Source organism: Gelria sp. Kuro-4 (assembly GCF_019668485.1).
In the GTDB taxonomy this organism is placed as follows: Bacteria; Bacillota; DTU030; order DUMP01; family DUMP01; genus DUMP01.
In genome coordinates this window covers 616,844-639,265 of the sequence record NZ_AP024619.1, presented here as the reverse complement: position 1 = coordinate 639,265, position 22,422 = coordinate 616,844, and the positions used below count along the sequence as shown (strand labels likewise).

21 protein-coding genes, 2 tRNA genes and 1 riboswitch are annotated in these 22,422 nt (G+C 65.6%); of the genes, 10 read left to right on the top strand and 13 right to left on the bottom strand.

Translation table 11 applies throughout. The annotated features are described in order from the left end of the window. Positions 1 to 20: 20 nt before the first annotated feature. The 3 genes from K5554_RS03375 to K5554_RS03365 all read right to left on the bottom strand — a co-directional run bounded on the left by K5554_RS03375 (position 21) and on the right by K5554_RS03365 (position 2,864). Positions 21 to 2,006 carry a methyl-accepting chemotaxis protein gene (locus tag K5554_RS03375; RefSeq protein WP_221039737.1) on the bottom strand — a complete coding sequence of 662 codons (1,986 nt, stop codon included), beginning with the start codon at positions 2,004 to 2,006 and terminating at the stop codon, positions 21 to 23. A 171-nt stretch (positions 2,007 to 2,177) separates the two neighbouring features. Next, a complete protein-coding gene (locus K5554_RS03370; RefSeq protein WP_221039736.1) occupies positions 2,178 to 2,450 on the bottom strand; it encodes a TIGR04076 family protein in 273 nt (90 codons plus the stop codon). Positions 2,451 to 2,789: 339 nt separating this feature from the next. Then, positions 2,790 to 2,864 (bottom strand) — tRNA-Gly (locus K5554_RS03365). Positions 2,865 to 2,995: 131 nt separating this feature from the next. After that, positions 2,996 to 3,188, top strand: a riboswitch (cobalamin riboswitch). A gap of 157 nt (positions 3,189 to 3,345) precedes the next feature. Between K5554_RS03365 and K5554_RS03360 the strand changes: the two genes are divergently transcribed. From K5554_RS03360 to K5554_RS03320, 9 genes are all read left to right on the top strand, one after another. Continuing rightward, positions 3,346 to 4,347, top strand: coding sequence for an ABC transporter substrate-binding protein (locus tag K5554_RS03360; protein WP_221039735.1), 1,002 nt, complete (start codon positions 3,346 to 3,348; stop codon positions 4,345 to 4,347). Between the two features lie 44 nt (positions 4,348 to 4,391). Beyond that, positions 4,392 to 5,516 (top strand): iron ABC transporter permease, encoded by a 1,125-nt coding sequence (locus tag K5554_RS03355; protein WP_255565487.1) that lies wholly within the window; start codon positions 4,392 to 4,394, stop codon positions 5,514 to 5,516. 12 nt (positions 5,517 to 5,528) lie between these two features. Then, positions 5,529 to 6,983 (top strand): bifunctional adenosylcobinamide kinase/adenosylcobinamide-phosphate guanylyltransferase, encoded by a 1,455-nt coding sequence (gene cobU, locus K5554_RS03350; RefSeq protein WP_221039734.1) that lies wholly within the window; start codon positions 5,529 to 5,531, stop codon positions 6,981 to 6,983. Positions 6,984 to 7,100: 117 nt separating this feature from the next. After that, the gene (gene cobS / locus K5554_RS03345) at positions 7,101 to 7,883 is read left to right on the top strand and encodes an adenosylcobinamide-GDP ribazoletransferase (protein WP_221039733.1); all 783 of its coding nucleotides are present in this window, start codon (positions 7,101 to 7,103) and stop codon (positions 7,881 to 7,883) included. 21 nt (positions 7,884 to 7,904) lie between these two features. Then, the gene (locus K5554_RS03340; RefSeq protein WP_221039732.1) at positions 7,905 to 8,042 is read left to right on the top strand and encodes a hypothetical protein; all 138 of its coding nucleotides are present in this window, start codon (positions 7,905 to 7,907) and stop codon (positions 8,040 to 8,042) included. Next, the gene (locus tag K5554_RS03335) at positions 8,035 to 9,573 is read left to right on the top strand and encodes a cobyric acid synthase (protein WP_221039731.1); all 1,539 of its coding nucleotides are present in this window, start codon (positions 8,035 to 8,037) and stop codon (positions 9,571 to 9,573) included. The genes K5554_RS03340 and K5554_RS03335 overlap by 8 nt, the downstream gene beginning before the upstream one ends. After that, positions 9,570 to 10,322 carry an HAD family hydrolase gene (locus K5554_RS03330; protein ID WP_221039730.1) on the top strand — a complete coding sequence of 251 codons (753 nt, stop codon included), beginning with the start codon at positions 9,570 to 9,572 and terminating at the stop codon, positions 10,320 to 10,322. Before K5554_RS03335 ends, K5554_RS03330 begins: the two co-directional genes overlap by 4 nt. A 275-nt stretch (positions 10,323 to 10,597) precedes the next feature. Beyond that, on the top strand, positions 10,598 to 11,650 hold the full coding sequence (gene cobT, locus K5554_RS03325) for a nicotinate-nucleotide--dimethylbenzimidazole phosphoribosyltransferase (RefSeq protein WP_221039729.1): 1,053 nt from the start codon (positions 10,598 to 10,600) through the stop codon (positions 11,648 to 11,650). A gap of 26 nt (positions 11,651 to 11,676) precedes the next feature. Then, a complete protein-coding gene (locus tag K5554_RS03320; protein ID WP_221039728.1) occupies positions 11,677 to 12,333 on the top strand; it encodes a diphthine--ammonia ligase in 657 nt (218 codons plus the stop codon). 140 nt (positions 12,334 to 12,473) lie between these two features. Here K5554_RS03320 and K5554_RS03315 read toward each other — a convergent pair whose 3' ends face one another. Continuing rightward, positions 12,474 to 13,055: an HDIG domain-containing metalloprotein gene (locus tag K5554_RS03315; RefSeq protein WP_221039727.1), complete on the bottom strand. Its 582-nt coding sequence runs from the start codon at positions 13,053 to 13,055 to the stop codon at positions 12,474 to 12,476. A 380-nt stretch (positions 13,056 to 13,435) separates the two neighbouring features. Here K5554_RS03315 and K5554_RS03310 point away from each other — a divergent pair, with 380 nt between their 5' ends. Beyond that, positions 13,436 to 13,900, top strand: coding sequence for an aminoacyl-tRNA deacylase (locus tag K5554_RS03310; protein WP_221039726.1), 465 nt, complete (start codon positions 13,436 to 13,438; stop codon positions 13,898 to 13,900). A gap of 45 nt (positions 13,901 to 13,945) precedes the next feature. Here the strand turns inward: K5554_RS03310 and K5554_RS03305 are convergent. The 9 genes from K5554_RS03305 to K5554_RS03265 form a co-directional block, all read right to left on the bottom strand. Beyond that, positions 13,946 to 14,021: transfer RNA gene (locus tag K5554_RS03305), tRNA-Lys, on the bottom strand. A 102-nt stretch (positions 14,022 to 14,123) separates the two neighbouring features. Further along, entirely contained in the window at positions 14,124 to 15,407 is a 1,284-nt protein-coding gene (locus K5554_RS03300; RefSeq protein WP_221039725.1) for an adenylosuccinate synthase, read from the bottom strand. 23 nt (positions 15,408 to 15,430) lie between these two features. Beyond that, complete coding sequence (locus K5554_RS03295; RefSeq protein WP_221039724.1) at positions 15,431 to 16,813, bottom strand: NAD(P)/FAD-dependent oxidoreductase; 1,383 nt, start codon at positions 16,811 to 16,813, stop codon at positions 15,431 to 15,433. A gap of 76 nt (positions 16,814 to 16,889) precedes the next feature. Beyond that, positions 16,890 to 17,747: an ATP-binding protein gene (locus K5554_RS03290; protein ID WP_221039723.1), complete on the bottom strand. Its 858-nt coding sequence runs from the start codon at positions 17,745 to 17,747 to the stop codon at positions 16,890 to 16,892. Then, on the bottom strand, positions 17,731 to 18,144 hold the full coding sequence (locus K5554_RS03285; protein ID WP_221039722.1) for a DnaD domain protein: 414 nt from the start codon (positions 18,142 to 18,144) through the stop codon (positions 17,731 to 17,733). Before K5554_RS03285 ends, K5554_RS03290 begins: the two co-directional genes overlap by 17 nt. Positions 18,145 to 18,385: 241 nt before the next feature. Beyond that, a complete protein-coding gene (gene dnaB / locus K5554_RS03280) occupies positions 18,386 to 19,726 on the bottom strand; it encodes a replicative DNA helicase (RefSeq protein ID WP_221039721.1) in 1,341 nt (446 codons plus the stop codon). Positions 19,727 to 19,753: 27 nt separating this feature from the next. Further along, entirely contained in the window at positions 19,754 to 19,921 is a 168-nt protein-coding gene (locus K5554_RS03275) for a hypothetical protein (RefSeq protein WP_221039720.1), read from the bottom strand. An 84-nt stretch (positions 19,922 to 20,005) separates the two neighbouring features. Next, positions 20,006 to 20,458, bottom strand: a complete 453-nt coding sequence (gene rplI, locus K5554_RS03270) for a 50S ribosomal protein L9 (protein WP_221039719.1) — start codon at positions 20,456 to 20,458, stop codon at positions 20,006 to 20,008. After that, entirely contained in the window at positions 20,455 to 22,413 is a 1,959-nt protein-coding gene (locus tag K5554_RS03265) for a DHH family phosphoesterase (protein WP_221039718.1), read from the bottom strand. The genes rplI and K5554_RS03265 overlap by 4 nt, the downstream gene beginning before the upstream one ends. Between the last annotated feature and the right edge of the window lie 9 nt (positions 22,414 to 22,422).

Sequence of the window (22,422 nt, the reverse complement as noted above, 5' to 3'; positions counted from 1 at the left end):
CCGGTCTCTGGCAGCCTGAGTTACAGCTTAAACCGCGCCACCGCCGCCTGCAGTTCCTGAGCAAGCCCCGCCAGGGCCTCAGCCGCGCCTGCTATCTGCTCCATGCTGGCGTTTTGTTCCTCACTGCTGGCCGCCAACTCTTCGGTGGCCGCTGCGTTCTCCTGGGCGGCGCTGGAGATGGACTCCACCGTCTCGGTAATGCTCTTGGCGTTGCCCTCCACCTGCTCGGCAAAGATCGCAACCTGTTTAATACTCTCGTCCATCTGGTTCACCGCCGCCGCGATGGCGTGGAAGGCCTGGCTGCTGTCGCGGGTGGCCGCGTCTTGGGCAACAACGATGTCTTTCGCCCGGTCCATCTCCGCCACTGCCGCCTCGGCACCAGCCTGGATGTTTTGCACAATCCGGCCGATCTCTTCGGTGGCCTGGCTGGAGCCCTCGGCCAGCTTGCGGACCTCTTCGGCCACCACGGCGAAGCCGCGGCCGGCTTCCCCCGCCCGGGCCGCTTCGATGGCTGCGTTGAGGGCTAAAAGGTTGGTTTGCTCCGCTATGCTGGCGATGGTGGCGAGGATCTGGCCCACGTCCTGGGCCTGGCTCGCCAGCTGGTGGACGGCCTCGGCCACCCGCTCGGCTGAGTCGGCGTTCTCGCGCATCTTCTCGCTTTGGGCTGCAATGGTCTTGGTCCCCTGGTCGGCCAGGCCCCGCAGCTGGTCGGCGCTGCGGGCAAGCTTTTCGATTTGCTCGCGCGCACTGGTTATGGCGCCGGCGATCTCGCTAACCATCCCCGCCGCTTTTTGCGCTGCGGCGGCCTGGTCACTAGTGCTCTGAGCCATATCCTGGGTGGTAGCCGCCACCTGCTGCACCGCCTTCTCGGCATCGGCGGTGGAAGCGCTCAACTCCTCCGAAGACGCCGCCACATTCTGGGCGGTATCCGCCACTTTGCGAATGAGCTCCTTGAGCGAGGTGCTCATGCCGGCGAACGCTTGTGCCAAGCGCCCGATCTCGTCCTGGGACTTAGCCGCAACCGTAGCAGTGAGGTCCCCGGCCGCAATCTGCTCGGCCCCGCGCACCAGTCCCCCGATGGGCCGGACAATGCGGCGCGAAACGGCAACGGCCACCAGCGCGACCAGCAGGCTGACAAAGATGGTGGTCCCCCAAAGGAAACGGGTCAGGGCCTGGTTGTGGCTGAGGGCTTCGTCCCTGTCCTGTTCCATCACCAGGTACCAACCCAGGTCGTGCTGCACTGTGCGGTAGGCGCCCAGCACCTGCTTGCCGCTGTCGTCGGTATAAAGCCCGGCACCCTCCTGCCCCTGCTCGATCTTTTCGCTCACGCTGCCTGCGAGCTTCTCTTTGAGGATGACACTGGTGGCTTTTCCGGGCGGCAGGGTCAGGTAGTACCCGCCCTTGTTGACCAGGAAGGCTTTCCCCGTCGCACCGAGCCGGTTATTCAGCAGGCTTTGCTGCAGCACCCCGGTTGTGACGGTGCCGGAGACCACGGCGACGACCTGTCCTTGGTCATTTTTCACCGGGGCCGAAACCACAAACACCGGAGAGCCGGTGGTTTTAGACATCACCATGTCGTTGAGACCGGCTTTTCCCTGCAGGGCCTGTTTGAAATGGGGGCGGTCGGCAAAGTTGAGGCCGTTGGTACCACTACTGTTGATGATAGCCGTACCCTTGGTATCTATCAGGTTGAGCGTCTCATAGGCATCGGTAGCCCCGAGGAAGCGCTTGAAATAGTCGTGGGCCCGCTTCGGATCCAGAGACTTGATGTCCGCGCTTTCGGCCATAATGGCTACTTCTTTCTGGCGGTCGCGGATGTACTGCTGGAGGAACAGTTCTTCCTGTAGCGCCAGCCGGTCGAACTGCTGCAGCGTCTGGTCGATCATGACCTGGTTCACTTGCCGTGATACCACCTGCGTCAGGGCAGCGAGCGGAACGAGCGTAAGTACCAGAAGGATTACGGTCAGCCTTAAGGTAAGGGAGCGGAACTGCAGTCGTACCTTCATTTTGTCCATCTCCTTGCTGTTTGGACTGCACTAGAAAATGATGCCATAAAAGCCGCTGCTTGTCCAGGAAGTATCTTCCCCAACTGGCAGCCGGCGTCAAAGCCAGTGCCTTGTGAAAATATAAAAAGAAGGCCCGGGGCATGAACCCCGGGGCCTTTTACCCCTGGCAACCTAGGCTTCGCTCCGTTCCAGCCGGAACACCACGTTATTCGCCGGGTCGGGGCAGGCAAGGCGTTCGATGCCGCCGATCCAGTCGCCCGCCTCGCCCCGGCGGCAGTACGCGGCCAGGTAAGGTATGACGGCGGCCAGGCCGTACGCGCAGAGTCTGGTCCGCGCGTCTGCCACCGTGATGCTCCCGTCTTCGTAATAGAACACGTCGCCTATCCGGCAGCCGGCCGCGCACTCCCCGGCGATGGACTCCACCGTAACCTTGACCCTGTACATTTCTCCACCCCCCCTGTTCTCTTTCTCTATGCAGGGGCGCAGTTCCTTCCGGCACCGTAGATAAAAGGCAAAGCAAGAGCGGGTCCTGCCTGCGGCCCTGAAGCAGGCGGTGAAAAACAACCCGGCCTTGGGCAGGTCCTCAACGAGTCCTTAAGCCTAAGAACGGCCTGCCTCTCCTGAACCGGGGAAAAAGAAAAGGGCTCCCTCCCATCCCTAAGAGGAAGCAGCCCACCACAGCCAACCCGCAGGGAACCACCGCTCCCCTGCGGGTTTTTTATTCACCCAACCAGGATCCAGACTACTGCAGTAAACCCTGAACCCTGAAACCCTTATCAAATCTGGAGCGGAAAACGGGATTCGAACCCGCGACCCTCGGCTTGGGAAGCCGATGCTCTACCGCTGAGCTACTTCCGCTCGGTGTTCTTATTATACCCCACTCTTACGAGTTTTGCAAGGGCATCCGCGCGGCCGGGCGTCGCTTGCTCGCCAAGCGTAGGAAAATAAAGTATTTGCTTCCAAGCGCTTTTCCGGTATAATAGAGCCAAACAGCATATTTCCAGACAGGTGCCCGCAGGGCACAAGAGGGAATCAGGTGTAAGTCCTGAACGGCCCCGCCACTGTAACCGGGAAGTCGCCGGCAAAGGCCACTGTTCGAAGGCTGCGCGCGCGGAGAACGGGAAGGCGCCGCTCGATGATGATCCGGAAGTCAGGAGACCTGCCTGTCGGTGTGTACGTGGTACCGGCCTTCGAGGGGAAGGGGTTCACGCCATGGCTGGGAGGCCCGGCCTCCCACAGCGCTTCGTGAAGAGTCCCCGGCTGGCCGCCGGGGTTTCTTTTTAGGTTAAGCGGTGGACAAAGCCCGGGCTGCCAGGCCGGCGGCGAGAGGAGGAGAAACATGGCCCCGAGAGCCAGAAAGAGGAGCCTGCCGTTAAGCAGGATCGCTCGGATCGGCACTGTCGTTGTGGCGGCGGCGGTGCTTTGTAGCATCCTGCTCGCCGGCTGCGCCCCGGCGGCACAACCAGCGCAGGGCGGCACCCAGGCGGCCGCACCCGCCGATGCTCAATTCCCTTTCACCTTTACCGATGACATGGGCAGGCAAGTCACCCTGCCGGCACCGCCGGTGCGGCTCGTTTCCCTCTCGCCCGGCAACACGGAAATCCTCTTCGCCCTCGGCCTGGGACCCAAGGTGGTGGGAGTGGACGAGTACAGCGACTACCCGCCGGAGGCGGCGCAGGTAGCCAAGATCGGCAGCTTTTCCCAACCGAGTGTGGAAAAGGTGGTGGCGCTGAAGCCGGACCTGGTCCTGGCCACCGACATGCACGAACAGGCGGTGCGGCAGCTCGAGGATTTGGGTATCCCGGTGGCCGTAGTGCTGCCGCGCACCGTGGATCAGGTGATGAGAAGCATCGCCTGGGTAGGCCGGGCTGCCGGTGTAAAGGACAAGGCGGACCAACTGGCGGCTGAGATGCAGGCGCGCATCGCAAAAGTTAAGACCCGGGTGGAGAACATTCCGCAGGAGGAGCGGCCCCGGGTGTACTACGAGGTGTACTCGGATCCTCTTATGTCCGCCGGGCCGAAGACATTCATCGGGCAGTTGATTGTGCTGGCGGGCGGGCGCAACATTGCTCAGGACGCGGACACCGACTACCCTAAGTTCAGCGCCGAGGCCATCATCAAGCGTAACCCACAGGTGATGATCTTCCCGCAGTTTCACGGTACAGCCGCTTTGACGGTGGAACAGATAAAGGCACGGCGCGGCTGGGCGCAAGTGAGCGCCGTGAAAGACAGCCGCCTGTACGGCATTGACGCCGACCTGATCTCCCGCCCCGGCCCCCGGGTGGCCGAGGCGCTGGAGGAGCTGGCCCGCCTAATTCACCCGGAGCTGTTCGCAAAGTAAGAACCGGGCGGGAGCACACTCACAAGGGCAGGGAGGTAGCCGGTATGGAGACGGCCCGGCGCAGGGCGCCGCAGAAGCCCTCGCACGCCAGGGAATGGGACACGCCGGAGCCCGGCGGCGGGACTTTACCGGTGCTGCGGAGCAAAAGGCGGCGGGAACGGGCACTCGTCCTGGCGCTGCTGGCGGTACTGGCCGCTGCGGCGTTGGTGGCGGTGTGTGTGGGCGCCGCGGACATTTCCCCGGCCGAGCTGCTGCGTGCCCTAGGACCGGTGCACACCCCGGCTGCAGCCCAGTCGGCCGTGAACCGGGCCATCATCTGGGAGCTGCGGCTGCCGCGCGTAGCGCTGGCGGCCCTGGTGGGCGCGGCGCTGGCCGTTGCCGGGGCCACCTTCCAGGCCTTGTTCCGCAACCCCATGGCCGACCCCTACGTGATCGGCGTTTCCTCCGGCGCCGCCCTGGGGGCCACGCTGGCGCTGCTCTTGGCGCTGAACTTTCGTTTTCTGGACGTGGGCGCGGTGCCCCTCCTGGCCTTCACCGGGGCCCTGGGCACAGTGGCGGTGGTTTACCAGCTGGGGCGGGTGGGCAACGCCGTTTCACTCCTCACCCTGCTCCTGGCCGGCATTGCCGTGGGCTCCTTTCTTTCGGCGCTGGTTTCCCTCCTGGTGTACTTCGCCGGCCAGCGGCTGCACCAGGTGGTGTTCTGGCTGATGGGCGGCTTTGAGGGCGCCGACTGGTCCAAGGTGCGCCTGGCTCTGCCCTACTTCGCCCTGGGCACCGCCGTGATCCTCGTGCACGCCCGCGAGCTGAACGCGCTGCTCCTCGGAGAAGACACAGCCCTGCACCTGGGCGTGGAGGTGGAACGGGCGAAAAAACTGCTCCTGGCGGGGGCGGCACTGCTTACGGCCACGGCCGTCGCCGTAAGCGGCCTGATCGGGTTTGTCGGGCTGGTCGTGCCCCACGCGCTGCGCCTCCTGGGCGGGCCGGACCACCGCTACTTAATCCCCGCCTCCGCCCTGGCCGGGGCGGCACTCCTGGTGGCCGCGGACACCCTGGCCCGCACCATCATCGCCCCGACCGAGCTGCCGGTGGGGCTGATCACGGCCTTGAGCGGCGGGCCCTTTTTCCTGTACATCCTGCGCAACCGCAAGAAGCTGCGTTTGTTTAATTAGGCAGGTGGTACCATGGCGGAAGCTTTGCTGGACATCCACGGGGTAACGTACAGCTACAATGCGGCGCCGGCCCTGGCGGGGGTAACCTTGCGCGTGGCACCGGGCGAGATGCTGGCCATAGCCGGCCCGAACGGATCCGGCAAGTCCACCCTTCTGCGCTGCATCAGCCGGGCCCTGCGCCCACAGGCGGGCACTGTGCTGCTCGCCGGCCGCAACATGCTCACGTACACGGCCCGGGAAGTGGCGCAGCGCCTGGCGGTGGTGCCGCAGGAGACCGGCGTTGATTTCGACTTTAGCGTGGCGGAGGTGGTGCTGATGGGGCGGCAGCCCCACCTGCGCGCCTTCCAGCGCGAGAGCGACCGGGACCTGGAGATCGTGCACCGGGCCATGGAACTCACCGCGACCCTGCACCTGGCAGACCGGCCGGTATCCACCTTGAGCGGGGGGGAATGCCAGCGGGTGGTGATTGCCCGCGCTTTGGCCCAGGAACCCCAGGTACTCCTGCTGGACGAGCCCACCTCGCACCTGGACCTGACCTATGAGGTGGAGATCCTCGGCCTCCTGGAGCGCCTGAGCCTGGAACAGGGGCTGACCATCATCGCCGTCCTGCACGACCTCAACCTGGCAGCGCAGTACTTTACCAAGTGCCTCCTTCTGGCCCAGGGACGGATTGTGGCCCTGGGGCCGGTGGCGGAGGTGCTGACCGGTCCGAACATCCGGCAGGTCTACGGCTGCAACGTCATCGTCTCCCGTCTCCAGGGGAGGCCTTTCATTACGGTAGCAGCCGACCGGGGCCGAGCAGCGGCGGGCAGGTCCCGGCCTCCCAGCGGAGGAGAACGAATCGGTGGGCGCCCTCTAAGCCGGCGCGGCCGCCGAGGAAGGAAGGGGCCAACAGCGCAACCGGCAGGCAAGGTGATCTTTGTTACCGGCGGGGCACGCAGCGGCAAGAGCACCTTTGCCGAGGGCTACGCGCGGGACAGCGGCAAGAAGGTGGTGTACATCGCCACCTCCCCGGTGGTGGACGAGGAAACACGCCGGCGCATCGCCGCCCACCGGCGCCGCCGTCCGGCCGATTGGGAGACGGTGGAAGAACCCTTCCGGCTGGAAGAGGCCCTCAGGCGCTACGGCAGCCCGGACAGGCTCCTCCTGGTGGACTGCCTGACGCTCTGGCTCACGAACCACCTGCTGGAGAGGGCCGGCCTAGACGGGGAGGCTTTGGCCGATGCCGCCCGGGCGGAGAGCATCCTGGCCGAACTCCTCGCCTACGCCCAGGCCACGGCGGCGCTCACCCGCGAGGTTGCGGCAGACGTGGTGCTTGTCTCCAACGAGGTGGGCCTGGGCCTGGTGCCGGATAACCCGCTCAGCCGGCTCTTCCGGGATCTGGTGGGAAAAAGCAACCAGTGCTTCGCAGCGGCGGCGGACGAGGTGTACGTGCTTTTTTCCGGCCTGCCGCTGCGGTTGAAGTGAGGTGGTCACCCTGTTCAAGGCCGTGGTGCGCCCGGCTGCCTGGCTGGCCCCGGGAACGGGCATCCTCGTCTCTTGTCTCTTTGCTCTAACGCTGCCCCGTTGAAAGGAGAGCCTCCCGTGCGCCGCATTTGGAACGCCTTCTGTGACGCCCTGACCCTGCTCACCATTCTCCCCTGCCCCCGCTTTACCTCCCTGCCGCCGGGCGCGGCGGACCTGGGACACTCTACCTGTTTCTTTCCCCTGGTGGGCGCCGTGGTGGGGGCGCTGCTGGTGGCTGTGGATGCCGCAGCCGGGAGGTTCTTTACCACTGCGGCGCGCTCCGCCCTGGTGCTGGCGGCCGCGGTGTACGTAAACGGCGGCCTCCACCTGGACGGTCTGGCCGACACCTGTGACGGGCTCTTCAGCCACAAGGACCGGGAGCGCGTCCTCGAGATTATGCGCGACAGCCGCATCGGTGCCCATGGAGCCACGGCCCTGGCTCTCACCCTGCTCCTTGAGTTCGCGTTCCTCTGCGAAGCGGCCGGCCCGCTGCGCCCGTACGTCCTCTTCTTTTTCCCGGTGGTGGGCCGCCAGGCCATGGTCCCGGCCATCTCCCTCCACGGTTACGCCCGGAGCGGCCCGGGCCTGGGCCGCGGTTACGCCCTGCAGGCCGGGCGGCCGGAGGTGGGGCGTTCGTTCCTTTTAACCGGCCTGCTCTTCATTTGCGCTTACTGGCTCTGGCCGGGGTTGCGGCAGGGTTTTGTCCCCGTCCTCCTGGCCGCCACAGGCGCTCTCCTGGCCGCCGGGCTGTTCGCCCGCGCGGTGGCCGCCCGCCTGGGAGGCCTGACCGGTGACGTTTACGGAGCGGTGAACCAGGCAGCGGAGCTGGTGTTCCTGCTGGTCGCCGCGGCCTACCGCTAAACGAGGCAAGGGGGCGCGGAATTGATCCACTTCTTTTGCCGCGCCCGGCAACCGGCACGGGTGCTGCTGCCGGTGCCCACCTGCGGCGAATACGCCCAGGCGGTGCAGGCCGCCGGGCTGCTCCGTTTTTTTCAGGCAGGGAGGGAATTCAGTGGGTAAAGCCATTATGGTGCAGGGGACCGGCTCCAGTGTAGGTAAAAGCGTGATCGCCACCGCTCTATGCCGTATCTTTCACCAGGACGGCTGGCGCGTGGCACCCTTTAAGGCGCAGAACATGTCCCTCAATTCTTACGTGACGCCGGACGGGCGCGAGATTGGGCGCGCTCAGGGCGTCCAGGCCGAGGCCGCCGGGATCGAAGCGGAGGCGGTGATGAACCCCATCCTGCTCAAGCCCAGCGCCGACTGCATCGCCCAGGTGGTGCTGCTCGGGCGGCCGGTGGGGCATCTCGGCGCCCGCGAGTACCGGGATGCTTATCTCCCCACTGTGCTGCCCACGGTGAAGGAAGCCCTGGCCGACCTCCTGCAGCGCTTCGACATCGTGGTGATTGAAGGAGCCGGCAGCCCGGCGGAAATCAACCTCAAGGAACGCGACATCGCCAACATGCCGACCGCGGCGCTGGCCAACGCGCCCGTCCTCTTGGTGGGCGACGTGGACCGCGGTGGCCTTTTCGCGGCGTACATCGGCACCCTGGAACTCCTGGAGCCAGCGGAAAGGGAACGGGTGGCGGGGTTTATTGTCAACAAGTTCCGTGGCGACCTGGGACTGCTGCAGCCGGGTCTGGCTTTCCTGGAAGAGCGCACAGGTAAGCCGGTGCTGGGGGTGATCCCCTTCTTGCCGGAACACCTGGTGGAAGAGGAGGACTCCGTGGCCCTGGCGGAGCGCCCAGCAGGCCAGGAAAAGACCGGGGCGGTCTCCATCGCCGTGGTGCAGCTGCCTCACATCGCCAACTTCACCGATTTTGACCCGCTGGAAGAGGAGGAGGGCGTGCACCTGCGCTACGTACGCGCCGGTGAGAGTATCGGGGCACCCGATGCCGTGATCCTGCCGGGGAGCAAGAGCACGGTGGCCGACCTGCGCTACCTCCGGGAAGCGGGGTATGAGCGCGAGATTCAGGCCCTGGCCGCGCGGGGCGTGCCGGTGGTGGGGATCTGCGGCGGCTACCAGATGCTGGGGCAGTGGATCCTTGACCCCAAAGGGGTCGAGTCCGCCGAGCCGGAAACGCACGGGCTGGGGCTGCTCAACGTGGTCACCGAGTTTGCCGAAGAAAAGCGGGTGGTCCGCGTCCGGGGCACGGTGACGGCCGAAGCAGGCTTCCTGTCCGCCATCCAGGGCGAGCAGGTGGAGGGTTATGAGATCCACATGGGCGTGACCCGGCTTCTCCCGGGCGGGCGGGTGTGGCTGCAGCTCGAGGCGGCAACCGGCCCGCCGGACCTCACGGCGGGAGCCATGGCGGCCGACGGCCGGGTCCTGGGTACCTACCTGCACGACATCTTTCACAACCGGAATTTCCGGCGCGCTTTCGTGAATCACCTGCGCCGGCGCCGCGGGCTTGCCCCCCTCAAGGGGCAGGGGGCCGATCCCCGCCGGGAGCGCGCCGAGAAGTATGACCGCCTGGCGACCCTGGTGCGGCCGCACCTTAACATGGGCCGCATCTACCAGCTGCTGGGGCTGGCTCCCGGACGGCGATGAAACGGCCGTTTGTCTTCTTTGACCTGGACGGCACCCTGTACGATTTCCCGGGCTGCGCCGCCGTGGCCCTTAAAGCAACCCTGGCCCGGGCACAGGAAGAGCTGGGCTGCCCGGACGAGCACCTCCCGGCGCTTCAGGCGGCCTTCTGGCAGGCATATTTTCACTACCTGAAGAGGGAGAGCAGCCCCGGGGACCCGCGCGCAGCCCTGGAGGAGGTTTTGACCCGCACCTTCGCCGCATGCCGGGCCGGGCAGGCCCGTTTGAGTCCTCATTTCGGCCGCGAGCTGAGCGGCACCTGGCTGCGTGCCTTCTTTGCCGCGCTGGCGCCTTTCCCAGGTGTACGCCCGCTGCTGGAGGAACTGCGGGCGGCGGGCGTAATCCTGGGGGTGGTGAGCAACGGCACCCGCCCCTTCCAGGTGGCCAAGCTCAGGCGGCTGGGCCTTAAGGTATACTTTCCCGGGCGCAACCTCTTTTTTTCCGGCGATGGCGGCGGTGCCAAGCCCGACCCGGCCATTTTCCACCGCGCCCTCAGCGCCTTGCACCTGGCGCCCGCTGCGGGAGTGTTTGTGGGGGACTCGCCCCGCACCGACCTTGCCGGCGGTCTGCAGGCGGGCCTGCGGGTGGTCTGGCTCAATAGGTACGGCCTGCCGGCCCCTGAGGAGGTCAGAGGGAAAATCCACGTGGTTACCTCTTTTCCGGCGGCCGCCCGGGCGGTTTGGGCTTTGCTCCACCAAGAAGAGGGAGGTTGATGGCCGTGCCGGGCGAGATGTACGGCTCTGCCAGGGCCCCGGGAACCGGCGCCGAATTGTGCAGGGCTCGCCGGCCGGCAGCCACTTTCTGTTCACCTGTCCGGTGGACCTCTGGTCCAGGGTGGAGGTTTTCTTCCCACCGGCGAGGCCGCGGCACCTGCCAGGCCGGCGCCCGGCGCCCCCCTTGAGGCGGTACAGGCGGTGGGTAAGCGCTACGTCCCCCTCAGCGGCGGAGGAGCCGTACAGAGCAACAACCGAACGAAGGAGGTACCGCAGTGAAGACGCTGGCAGAAACCCGGGAGGCCATTGGACTGCTGGACCAGGAGGCCATGGCCGCCGCTCAGCGCCGCCTGGACAGCCTGACTAAACCCCGGGGCAGCCTGGGGGTTTTGGAGGAGCTGGCCGTGCGCCTGGCCGGCATCACGGGCCAGGCGCTGCCGGAGGTAAAGAACAAGGTGGTCATCGTGATGGCCGGCGACCACGGGGTTACAGAAGAAGGGGTAAGCGCCTACCCCAGCGAAGTGACGGCCCAGATGGTACAGAATTTCGTGAACGGCGGGGCCGCCGTCAATGTCCTCGCACGGCAGGCCGGGGCGCGAGTGGTTGTAGCCGACATGGGTGTATGTGCGGAGCTCAACTTCCCCACCGTGCTTCCTTGGAAGGTGCGGCGGGGTACAGCCAACATGGCCCGGGGGCCGGCCATGAGCCGGGAAGAGGCGGTAACGGCCCTGGAGCGCGGCAGCACGCTGGCAGAGCAAGAGATTGACCAGGGTGCAGACCTCATCGCCACCGGGGACATGGGCATCGGCAACACCACCGCCGGCAGCGCCATTCTGGCCGCCTTCAGCGGGCTGCCGGTGGCCAAGCTCACCGGCCGCGGCACCGGCGTCGATGACAGGCGCCTGCGTCTCAAGGTAGAGACGGTGGAGCGGGCGCTGGCGGTGAACCGGCCCGACCCGCGGGACGCCCTGGACGTTCTCACCAAGGTGGGGGGGCTGGAGATCGCCGGCCTGGCCGGGGTGATCCTCGGCTGCGCCGCCCGGCGGGTACCGGTGATCATCGACGGGTTCATCTCCGGCGCGGCGGCATTGGTAGCGGGTAAGCTCGAGCCCCGGGCGCGGGAGTTCATGATTGCTTCGCACCTCTCCGAGGAACCCGGTCACAGGTACATGCTGGCGCTGCTCGACCTTAAGCCGCTGCTCCAAATGAGGATGCGTCTCGGCGAAGGTACCGGCGCGGTGCTGGCCATGCATCTCTTGGAGGCCGCCTGCCGGATCATGCGCGAGATGGCCACCTTCGATTCCGCCGGTGTGGCCGGAGCGCTGTAAGGGCGGTTGGGGGGGAAGTCACGGCCATGGATAACATGTCTTTCTTCTCTTCCTGGAGCGGGGGAAAAGACGCCTGCCTCGCCCTCTACCGCGCCGTGCGCGCCGGGGGTAAACCCGCCCTGCTTTTCACCACGCTCACGGAGGCCGGGGACAGGACGCGGGCGCACGGCCTGCCGCTGCGGCTCATTGAAAAGCAGGCGGCAGCCATGGGCCTTCCCCTCGCCGCCCGGGCGACCTCGTGGGAGGGTTATGAAAAGGTCTTTCTCACCGCCCTGCGCGAGTTTAAAGACGCCGGCGTGGCTGCCGGCGTCTTCGGGGACATCGACCTTGAGGAACACCGCAACTGGGTGGAAAGGGTGTGCGCGGCGGCGGGGATGCGCGCCTTTCTCCCCCTCTGGCAGTGCCCGCGGTCCGAGCTGCTGGCAGAGCTGCTCCAGGCCGGTTTTAAGGCCACCCTCATCGCCGTCCGCGCGGACGCGCTGGAGCGGAGCTTTCTCGGCCGCACCCTCGACCGCGACCTGGTAAAAGAGCTGGAAAACCAGGGAGTCGATCCCTGCGGCGAGCAGGGTGAATACCACACCGTGGTGACGGCGGGGCCGCTCTTCGCCGCACCGCTGCGCCTGGAGCTGAGAGGGCAGGTTTTCCACGATGGTTACTGGTTCCAGGAGGTGGCCGTGGAATAAGGCGCTGACCCAATGGGCGCCAAAGCGTCACGTCAGATCTGCGCCTGAAGAGATCCCACCCGTTCTCGTCTGGCGTTGGGCGTAAGACCTGACCCAATAAAAAGCCGCGCGTGTGCGCGGCTGCTTCACTTGTGCCCGGATCAGTGGTTCCCTTCAAGCCCGATCTCCTGCGCCACCGTCTGCATGCCCTTGATGGTTTCCTCGATAATGGAGCTGAGATCCATCCCCAGCATTTCGGCACCTTTTTCGATAACCTCGCGGTTCACGCCGGCGGCAAAGCCCTTCTGCTTGAACTTCTTCTTCACCGAGCGGGGTTCGAGATCGAGCACGCTGCGGCTGGGGTGCATGAGCGCCGTGGCCGTCACCAGGCCGGTGAGCTCGTCCACGGTGTAAAGGACTTTTTCCATCTTCTCCACAGGTTCCACGTCCACACAAAGGCCCCAGCCGTGGCTCTGGACCGCGTGGATGTACTCCTCCGGCCAGTTGTGCTCTGTGAGGATCTCGCGCACCTTGCGGCAGTGCTCCTCCGGGTACCGCTCGTAGTCCAGGTCGTGCACCAGGCCGATGATGCCCCACTTCTCCACATCCGGTTCGCCGAGGATTTCGGCGAAGTGGCGCATCACCGCCTCCACCGCCAGGGCATGGCGGATGAGGCTCTCATTCCGGTTGTACTCGTTCAGGAGTTTCCAGGCTTCTTCCCGCGTTGGCGTGGCGCCTGCCATAACAAAACCCTCTTTCTGTGAATTTCTCCTTTCTTTGCATCCTAGCCTGTCTGCGCCGCGTTGTCAAGGGCCCGGGGCTCGGCGTTAGTGTCAAGACCTAGTAGGCGAGATTGCACCCAAATCCCGAATTCTCGGTGTCAATGGCCCGAGTATGCTTCAAGAGGTTTTCGAGGGCACCTTCTTCCCCCAGCGCCGGAAGGCGGGGCATGTAGTCGCCTCCCTTGAGCCGCCAGCGGGCCCCACTGTGCTTCATCCGCCACCCGACCAGAGCGCCGAGAACCCCTTGTCGCTTGCTCAGGCCCGGTGCTTCTGGTACAATTTCCCTAAAGCCGAGCAGAATGTTGGCAGGCCGCGCCGCCGCGGCCGGGAGGGATGTCGGCGTGCAGGAGTACGAAAAGAAGCTGCAGAGCTTCCTTCAGGAGCATAACGTCCCGGCGGAGCACCTCAGCTTCAACCAGTCGTGTCATTCCGTGGCCGAAGCAGCCCGGGCAGCGGGCGCCGCGCCGGAGGACCTGGTAAAGAACGTCTGCCTCATCGACGGGGAAGGCCACCTCATCGTCGCCATCGTCAAAGGGGAAGATAGGGTCAGCACCAAGCGGGTGGGACAGGCCCTGGGCATTGACCCACCCCGTACGGCAACGCCGGAGGAAATCCTCGAGAAGACGGGTTACCCCTGCGGCGGGGTCCCTTCCTTCGGTTTTGCGGCCAGCTTTCTCATCGACCCCAAGGTGCTGGAAAAAGAGTTCGTTCTCACCGGAGGCGGCTCGGAAAGGTCGCTCGTGCGCCTCGCGCCGCAGCAGCTCCCCGTCCTGAACCAGGGGCTGGTCGTGCGCATCCGGAAGTAAAACGGCAAAAAAACGCCGCGCTTTCGCGCGGCTGCTATGTTTCTCTGGTGGGCCATCCGCGACTCGAACGCGGGACACCCTGATTAAAAGTCAGGTGCTCTGCCAACTGAGCTAATGGCCCGACCTGCACTATGATATGGTATCACAGGCAACCCGGCCTGTCAAGGGGCGGTGCGGCGCAGGCAGCGTTTAGTAAGGTATGCTGCCACGCCGGCGCGTTAAGCTAAAAGAGCTCGTCCAGAATGAGGGTTTGGCGGCGGCGCTGGCCCACGCTCACCAGGATGATCGGCACGCCGGCGAGCTCGGCGATGCGGTCCAGGTAGCGGCGGGCATTGGCCGGCAGGTCGGCCAGCTTGGTGGCGTCGCTGATGCTTTCGCTCCAGCCGGGGAGCTCCTCGTAGACGGGCTCGGCTGCTTCCACGGCCTTGAGGCTGGCGGGGAAGTGCTGCGTCACCTCGCCCTTGATCCGGTAGCCGGTGCAGATTTTCACGGTGGCAAGGCCGTCGAGCACGTCAAGCTTGGTAATGGCGATGCCGGTAAGGCCGCTCACGCGCACGGCATAACGCACCACCACCGCGTCCAGCCAGCCGCAGCGCCGTGGCCGTCCGGTGACGGTGCCGAATTCGTGACCCCGCTCCCGCAGACGGTCGCCGGTGGCATCCTTAAGCTCCGTGGGGAAGGGTCCGGCACCCACGCGCGTGGTGTACGCTTTGACCACGCCGATGACTTTATCGATGGCCGTAGGCCCCACGCCGGCGCCGATGCAGGCACCGCCCGCCGTGGGGTGCGAGGAAGTAACAAAGGGGTAGGTGCCGTGGTCCAGGTCCAGGAACGTTCCCTGGGCGCCTTCGAAGAGGACCTTTTTGCCCGCGCGCAGTGCCTCATGGAGGACCACGCTGGTGTCGGTGATGCGCCCCTTGAATTTCTCCGCCAGGGCGAGGACCTCCTCCTCGATGGCGGCCGCCGAAAACCCGTCCGCACCGAAGACCTGCTTCAGGTAGTGGTTTTTCAGTTCTACGTTGGCGGCCAGCTTTTCATGAAACTCAGCCGGGTCGAGGAGGTCCGCCATGCGGATACCGATACGGGCGGACTTGTCGTTGTAGGCGGGACCGATGCCGCGCCCGGTGGTGCCGATTTTGCCGGCGCCGCGCCCCCGCTCCTCCAGTTCATCCAGGCGTTTGTGATAGGGAAGGATAAGGTGCGCGCGGTCGCTGATGCGCAGGTTGGCGGTGCTGACGCCACGACCCTCCAGCTCGGAAAGCTCGCTCACCAGGGCCTCGGGATCGATCACCATGCCGTTGCCTAGCAGGCACAGCTTCTCCGGATAGAGGATACCAGAAGGCACCAGGCGCAGACGGAATTCTTCCTCGCCCACCACCACCGTGTGCCCGGCGTTGTTGCCGCCCTGGTAGCGTACCACGACACCGGCGCGCTCGGCCAAGAAGTCCGTTACCTTCCCTTTGCCTTCGTCGCCCCACTGCGTCCCCACTATCACTGTACTGGGCATAGGCCCACCTCCATCTTCAGGCTCTATTCCGTTTCGCGGCGCTCGATGGCCCCGGCACAGACCACCCCGCAGGCGGAAGCCTGGGCTAAGCCGCGGGTGATACCGGCGCCGTCGCCGGCAGCAAAAAGGTTCTTAATCCCGGTCTCGAGCTCGCTGCTGAGCTCCAGGCGGGAAGAATAAAACTTAACCTCCACCCCGTAGAGGAGGGTGTGGCGCGAGAAAACCCCCGGCGCCACCACATCCAGGGCTTTCAACATTTCAATAATACTCACCAGGTGCCGGTATGGCAAGACCAGACTCAAGTCGCCGGGCGTGGCCGCCTTGAGGGTGGGCTCCACCATACCGCGGCGCAGGCGCTCCGGCGTGGTGCGCCGCCCGGAGAGAAAATCGCCCAGGCGCTGCACCAGCACCCCGCCACCCAAAAGGTTCGCCAGGCGGGCGATGTACTTGCCGTAGGAGATGGGCTCGCGGAAGGGCTCGGTGAAGGTCTTGCTGACAAGGAGCGCGAAGTTCGTATTTTCGGTGCGTTTTTCCGCGTAGGAGTGGCCGTTTACCGTAAAAAGCCCGCCGTTGTTCTCCAGCACCACCTCGCCGTAGGGGTTCATGCAGAAGGTGCGGACGCGGTCGTCAAAGGCCTTGGAGAAAAAGACGAACTTGGATTCATAGATCACGTCGGTAAGGTGCTCCAGGACCACGGCCGGCACCTCCACCCGCACGCCGATGTCCACCGGGTTGACCTCGGTCTGAAGCCCCAGGCGGGTGGCCTCCCCGGCAAACCACTCGGCGCCCTCGCGCCCGGGGGCGACGATGACATAGCGGGCCGGGATCGTTTCGCCCCGCTCTGTCTCCACCCCGCGCACCCGCCCCTCCTCCACCAGGAGGCGCCGTACGGCGGTGCGCGGCCGGATGTCCACGCGCTCACCCAGGTAGCGGCGCATGTCGCGCAGGATGGTGAAGCACTTCTCTGTGCCCAGGTGGCGGATACGGGCGGGGATGAGGTTTAAGTCCGCCTGGGCGGCTTGGCGCTGGATCTCCTTGATCCGCTCGTCGTCGGTGCCAAAAACCGTTGACGGCGCGCCGAAGCGCAGGTAAACATCGTCCACGTACTTGATGAGGCGCGCCACCTCGTGGCGGTCCATGTACTCGTCCAGCCAGCCGCCGAACGCGGTGGTGAGGGTAAGCTTGCCGTCGCTGAAGGCGCCTGCACCGCCCCAGCCGGAGACGATAGAGCAGATGGGGCAGTGCGCGCACACACCCGCCTGCTGCATGGGGCAGCGCCGCGCCTCGATATCGGCGCCCTTTTCCAGCATCAGCACCTTGAGCGCCGTCTTTTCCCCCAGCTCCAGCGCAGCAAAGATGCCAGCCGGTCCGGCGCCCACTATAATGACATCGTACTTTGCGCCCACAGGCTCACTCCTTTGGCCCCGGCAGGCCCTTGCCCTTAGATTTTCCCCGGGCAGGTGGAAAATACGCCCGCACCGGCTAGTAGTCCTCCGAGCGCAGGCTGCAGGCGATGCGTTCGCGGTAGTTCTCGCCGCCCACAGGGATAAAATCCCCGCACATCTCCAGGAGCCGGTCCACCACTTTTTTCCCCAGGCGGTCTTTGATCCAGGTCACCATCTTGTTGCTGGTGACGAGGATAGGTTTTTCGGCCTCGTAGCGCAGGTTGATGATCTCGTAGAGCTTGCCTTTTTCCCACTCGGAAAACTGGTCGACGGCGGAGATGTCGTCCAGCACCAATAGATCCACCTGTTTGAGCGGGCGCAGGATCTCCTCTTCCGTTCGGCCTTCACTCTGGTAGCTGGCGCGGATGTCGCTCAAAAGCTCCAGGGTGACCACGAACAGGGCCCGGAATCCCCGGCGGACCACCTCCTGCACCACCGCGGCCGCCAGGTGGGTTTTGCCCCGGCCGGAGTCCCCCACCAGGAACAGGCTTTTGCCGCTCTGGCGGTGGGTGGCGAAGTTCCTGGCGTAGGCCCGCGCTGCTTCCCAGGCCGGCCGGTTGAGGTCGCTGAGGGTGAAGTTTTCAAAGGTCCGGCCGCGGAATTTCTTGCGCAGGCCGGCGGCACTCAGGCGTTCTTCCAGGCTCTTCTTCTCCGCCTCCTGGTGCCGCCGCTCCAGGCAGCCGCAGGGCGCCGAAGAGATAACGCCGTCGGTTTCCGTGTAAACGCGCTCGTAGTCCAGGCACTGCGCGCAGTAATAGTGGCCGGGCGGGTAAAAACGGTAGTAGGTTTGGCCGCCGCCCTCGAAGCGCACGTGGTGTCCGGGGCGGGGATCGGGGCGCTCACCGCGCTGGATGGCCAGCCGCTCCTTCTTGAGGGCCTCAACCCTCGCCGCCACTTCCTCTTTCTTTATCTCCCACGGCAGGGCGGCGGTAGAAGCGGTAGTACTCGTCAGCGCTGAAATCAAAGGGCGCATCTGTCTCTCCATGGTAACCAAGCTCCTTTAAAAGCTCCGGGTCCACGGTAAAATCGGCCCCGCTCAGGCGTTTTAAGGCCCACTGGGGCACACCATGGGCCTGCCAGTTGAAAAAGAGACGCTCCAGGTAGGTTACGGTGCGGGCGTCCTTGAGGAGGGCGTAGTACACGGCCGCCGCCAGGATGCTGAGCTCCCGCGCGTCCCGTGCCTCGTCCGGCAGGCTATAGAGGCGTTCGTAAGCCAGGGGGCTTAAACGGGCCAGTTTTTCCTTGACAAAACGGGTGATAAGGTCAATCACCCGGCCCTTCAGCTCTGCCACAGCCTTCCCCTCCTGGTAAGTATTTCTCTACCGGCGGCCGGTTCTCCTGCTCCTTAGCCCTCCACGGCTGTACCAGGGTGACACCACGATGAATTTTGCTCCTGCAGGCATTCCCCTTCGGCGCGGATGATCGCGGAAGATCATCTTGACGGTCCCGCCGCTTTAAGGTCGCCCGCCGGGAGCCCTCCAGTTCCGCCGGGGGCCGTGCGGGAAACGGCCCTACCGGTTAACCTTCTCCACGTCAGGGGGCAGGCTCCAGCGTTAGGTTGTGAAAGAGGGTGAAGTCCTTGAGGAAGGCCAGCTGCACCACGCCGGTGGGGCCGTTGCGCTGCTTGCTGACGATAACCTCGGCGATGCCCTTCTTCTCGGTGTCGGGGTTGTAGTATTCGTCGCGATAGATGAAGGCCACCAGATCCGCGTCCTGCTCGATGGCCCCGGATTCGCGCAGGTCCGAAAGGACCGGCCGCTTGTCCTGCCGCTGCTCCACGGCGCGCGAAAGCTGCGAGAGCGCCACCACCGGTGACTTCACCTCGCGCGCCAGGGCCTTGAGGCTGCGGGAGATCTCTGAGATTTCCTGCTGGCGGCTGTCGGTGCGGCCGTGGCCCTGGATAAGCTGCAGGTAGTCGATGATCACCAGGCCGGGCCCGTGCTCCTGTACCAGCCGCCGCGTCTTGGCGCGGATGTCCATGGCGGTGAGCACCGGGCTGTCGTCGATGTAGATGGGCAGTTCCGCCAGCCGGCCCATGGCCGCCACCAGGCGCGGCCAGTCATCCTCGTCCAGCGCTCCGGTGCGCAGTTTCTGGCCGGCGATACGGGCCTCGGCGGCCAGCAGGCGCTGCACCAGCTGCTCCCGCGACATCTCCAGGCTGAAGAGGGCCACGGGCCGCTTCTCCACCGCCGCCACATGCTGGGCGATGTTGAGGCAAAAGCTGGTCTTACCCATGGACGGCCGCGCCGCCACCACAATAAAATCCGCCGGCTGCAGGCCCGAAGTGAGGCGGTCCAGGTCGCGGAAGCCGGTGGAGAGGCCCGGGATAACCCCCTGGTTCTGGGCCAGGTACTCAATGCGATCGAAGGCCTCCACCAGCGCATCCCGTACGGGCAGGAAGTCCTGGCCGCTCCGCCTTTGGGAGACGTTCAGGATGGCCCGCTCGGCGCTGTCCAAAATAGCGGTCGCCTCGTCGCTGGCGCTGTAACTCTGCTCGATGATCTTGTTCGCTTCGCGGATGAGCTGGCGCAGGAGCGCCTTCTCGGCCACTATGCGGGCGTAGTGCTCCACGTTGGCCGTGCTCGGCACCGCCGTCGCCAGGTCCGTAAGGTAGGCGACGCCGCCGGCAGCCTCCAGGCGCCCTGCCTGGCGCAGGGCCTCGCTCACCGTTACCAGGTCACAGGCCACGCCCCGGCTGGAAAGTTCCAGCATGGTGCGAAAGATGTGCTGGTGATTTTCCTGGTAAAAGTCCTCGGGACGCAGTATCTCCGCGGCGGTAAGCACTGCCTCCGCATCCAGGAGCATAGCGCCCAGTACCGACTGTTCGGCTTCAATGTTACAGGGCGGTATCCGCTCCCCGCCGCTTCCAGCCATGGTTCCTCTCTCCCTTTCGGCAAGCCTCTAGGTTAAAGCCGACATCAGCTCCCCCACCGTAGCGGCCGGCACCACGTCCAGGCCGCTTAGCCCTGCCGGCACGTCGGGCCCGTTCTCCTTCGGCAGCGCCGCACGCCCGCCCGGCGCGCGCCGTAGAGCTTCTCCGGAATCCAACCCGCCGGTGGTTTTCCCCACTCTGGCGGCCTGCAGAGGATGACGTACTGCAGGTAGGGGGAAGCGGTCTGGGCCAAGAGGGCGGCGACGGCCTCAAAACGCGTGTTACTCCGGCGCGGCCTCCACCTTGACGGTGATCTCTGCCGTGACTTCCGTGTACAGGTGCAGGGTGGCGCTGTAGCTGCCCAGGGCCTTGATGGGCTCCTTCAGCTCCACGCGGCGCTTATCCAGGTTCACCCGGAACTCCTCGGCCACGGCCGCAGCCACGTCCTGGTTGGTCACCGAGCCAAAGAGGCGGCCGCCCTCGCCGGCGCGGGCGCGGATGGTAACCGTACACCCGTCCAGGCGCCGGGCCAGGTCCCGGGCTTCGGCCCGGGCGCGGGCCTCCTTGCGCGCCGCCTGTTCCTTCCGCGCCTCAACTTCCTTCAGCCCACCGGCCGTGGCCGCACGCGCCAGGCGCCGGGGAAGAAGAAAGTTGCGCGCGTAGCCGTCGTTAACGTCCACCACTTCGCCCTTCTTACCGAGGCGCGGGACGTCCTGTTCCAGAATAACCTTCATGCCTTTTCTTCCTCCTCACTTAAGAATTCCCGCAGCACCGCGCGCACCTTGTCCCGCGCGGCGCCGACGCTCACGCCGCTGAGCTGCGCACCGGCGATGGTGAGGTGACCGCCGCCGCCGAGCTTTTCCATGAGGACCTGCACGTTGATGTCGCCCAGGGAGCGGGCGCTTACGGCGGCCCCATCCTTGTAGGGATAGAGCACGAAGGAGGCCTTGACCTCCTCGATATTAAGAAGCTCGTTGGCCACCTGCGCCGCCAGGAGCTGGGCCTCGGACCCGGCCGCATTCACTTCCGCCAGGGCCAGGCCGCCGGGCAGCACCTCGGCGCTTTTTATGGCCTCCGCCCGTTTCAGGTAGGAAGCCAGGTCGTCCTGAAAGAGGCTCTGCACCAGGCGCGCGTCGGCGCCGCTGCGCCGCAGGTAGGCCGCGGCCTCAAAAGTGCGCACCCCGGTCTGAAAGGCAAAGTTCTTGGTGTCCACCGCCAAGCCCGCCAGGAGCGCCGTCGCCTCCAGCGAGGTGACGTGCACGCCTTCCAGGTACTGCAAAACCTCGGTCACCAGCTCGGACGTGGAAGAGGCGTAGCTCTCCAGGTACACCAGGGTGGGTTCGGCGATGAATTCCTCCGCCCGGCGGTGATGGTCGACCACCACCACCTTGTGCGTGCGCGACAGCACCCGGGGTGCTTCCAGGAGCGATGGCTTATGCGTGTCGGCGACGATGAGCAGGGTTTCGGCCGTCACCTGGCGGTAGGCCGCAGCCGGCTCCAAAAAAACGTCGCGGTAAGACTCGTGCTCCGTAAGGTAGGCGTGGAGTTTCGCCACCGACGGGGTTACCTCGTCCAGAACAAAATAAGCCGGGCGCCCTAGGTCGCGTGCCGCCCGCACAAGAGCCACCCCGGCGCCCAGGCTGTCCGGGTCGGCGCTCCGGTGACCCATCACCAGCACCTTATCTGCACCGCGGATGAGCTCGCGCAGCGCCTGGGCTATCACCCGGGCCTTGACCTTGGTGCGCTTCTCCGGGGCCTTCGTTTTGCCGCCGTAATACGTGAAGTCATCCGGGGTTTTGAGCACGGCCTGGTCGCCGCCCCGCCCCAGGGCCAGGTCCAGCGCCGTCTGGGCATAATTAGCGAGCTCGAGTACGTCCCAGCTACCGCTCCCCAGACCCAGGCTCACGGTGACCGGCAGGGTGTTGCCCAGGCTGATCTCCTTCATCCGGTCCAGGATGCCAAACCTTTCTTCCTGCCGGGCGGCCAGGGTCCCCCGGTCGAGGAAGAGGATGTAGCGGTCTTCCGCATACTTGTGCAGGTAAATGCCAGCCGCCTGGGCCCAATCGCTGAGGAGTTTGTCGATGGCCGCCTTGAGCAGCGGCCGCTGCCCCTCCGGCGTGCCGGCCAGGACTTCCTCGTAGTTGTCCACCTGCAAAAGGCCCAGCACCGGAGCGCGGGCGGCTGACTCCGCCCGCAGTTGACTGGCCTCGGTGGTTTCCTCCAGGTACCAGGCCAGGCTGCGGCCCCCTGCGGTGGAAAGTTCCCGGAGCACCACACGGAAGGTGCGCTCGCCCACAGTTACCGTGGCCCCAGGCTCGGCGCCGGCCAACGGCGGAGCTACCTCGGTAAGGGGACGGCCGCGCTCGGCCGCCGGGAACAGCCGGCTGAAGGCCCGGTTGGTCAGGAGTATCCGGCCGGAGCCGGCTGTAAGCGCCAGCGGGCAGGGCGCGCCGAGCAGCGCCTGGTGCACCGCGCCGTCCGACTCAGGCGGCAGGGGATAGAGGCGCGCGCTCTCGCGCCGCCCCGGTGCCCGACTGCTCCGAGCGGCGAAGACAAAGCCGAAGGCCGCCAGGGCAGCCCCCAGCGCCAAGTACAGGTTGTAATGGGCAAGGATCAAAAGGAGCAGGGCAAGAAGCGCCAGGACCGGGTGCCAGGGGCTTGGGCTGCGGCGGCTCGCATCCTCGGGCATGGCCATCTC

What these genes read in the sequence shown, in the direction of transcription:
- K5554_RS03320 (WP_221039728.1), top strand. Translation starts at nt 11,677, where the DNA reads ATGGATAACATGTCTTTCTTCTCTTCCTGGAGCGGGGGAAAAGACGCC.
- K5554_RS03360 (WP_221039735.1), top strand. Translation starts at nt 3,346, where the DNA reads ATGGCCCCGAGAGCCAGAAAGAGGAGCCTGCCGTTAAGCAGGATCGCT.
- dnaB (WP_221039721.1), bottom strand. Translation starts at nt 19,726, where the DNA reads ATGGCTGGAAGCGGCGGGGAGCGGATACCGCCCTGTAACATTGAAGCC.
- K5554_RS03265 (WP_221039718.1), bottom strand. Translation starts at nt 22,413, where the DNA reads ATGCCCGAGGATGCGAGCCGCCGCAGCCCAAGCCCCTGGCACCCGGTC.
- K5554_RS03300 (WP_221039725.1), bottom strand. Translation starts at nt 15,407, where the DNA reads ATGCCCAGTACAGTGATAGTGGGGACGCAGTGGGGCGACGAAGGCAAA.
- rplI (WP_221039719.1), bottom strand. Translation starts at nt 20,458, where the DNA reads ATGAAGGTTATTCTGGAACAGGACGTCCCGCGCCTCGGTAAGAAGGGC.
- K5554_RS03315 (WP_221039727.1), bottom strand. Translation starts at nt 13,055, where the DNA reads ATGGCAGGCGCCACGCCAACGCGGGAAGAAGCCTGGAAACTCCTGAAC.
- K5554_RS03370 (WP_221039736.1), bottom strand. Translation starts at nt 2,450, where the DNA reads ATGTACAGGGTCAAGGTTACGGTGGAGTCCATCGCCGGGGAGTGCGCG.
- cobU (WP_221039734.1), top strand. Translation starts at nt 5,529, where the DNA reads ATGGCGGAAGCTTTGCTGGACATCCACGGGGTAACGTACAGCTACAAT.
- K5554_RS03330 (WP_221039730.1), top strand. Translation starts at nt 9,570, where the DNA reads ATGAAACGGCCGTTTGTCTTCTTTGACCTGGACGGCACCCTGTACGAT.
- K5554_RS03375 (WP_221039737.1), bottom strand. Translation starts at nt 2,006, where the DNA reads ATGAAGGTACGACTGCAGTTCCGCTCCCTTACCTTAAGGCTGACCGTA.
- K5554_RS03355 (WP_255565487.1), top strand. Translation starts at nt 4,392, where the DNA reads ATGGAGACGGCCCGGCGCAGGGCGCCGCAGAAGCCCTCGCACGCCAGG.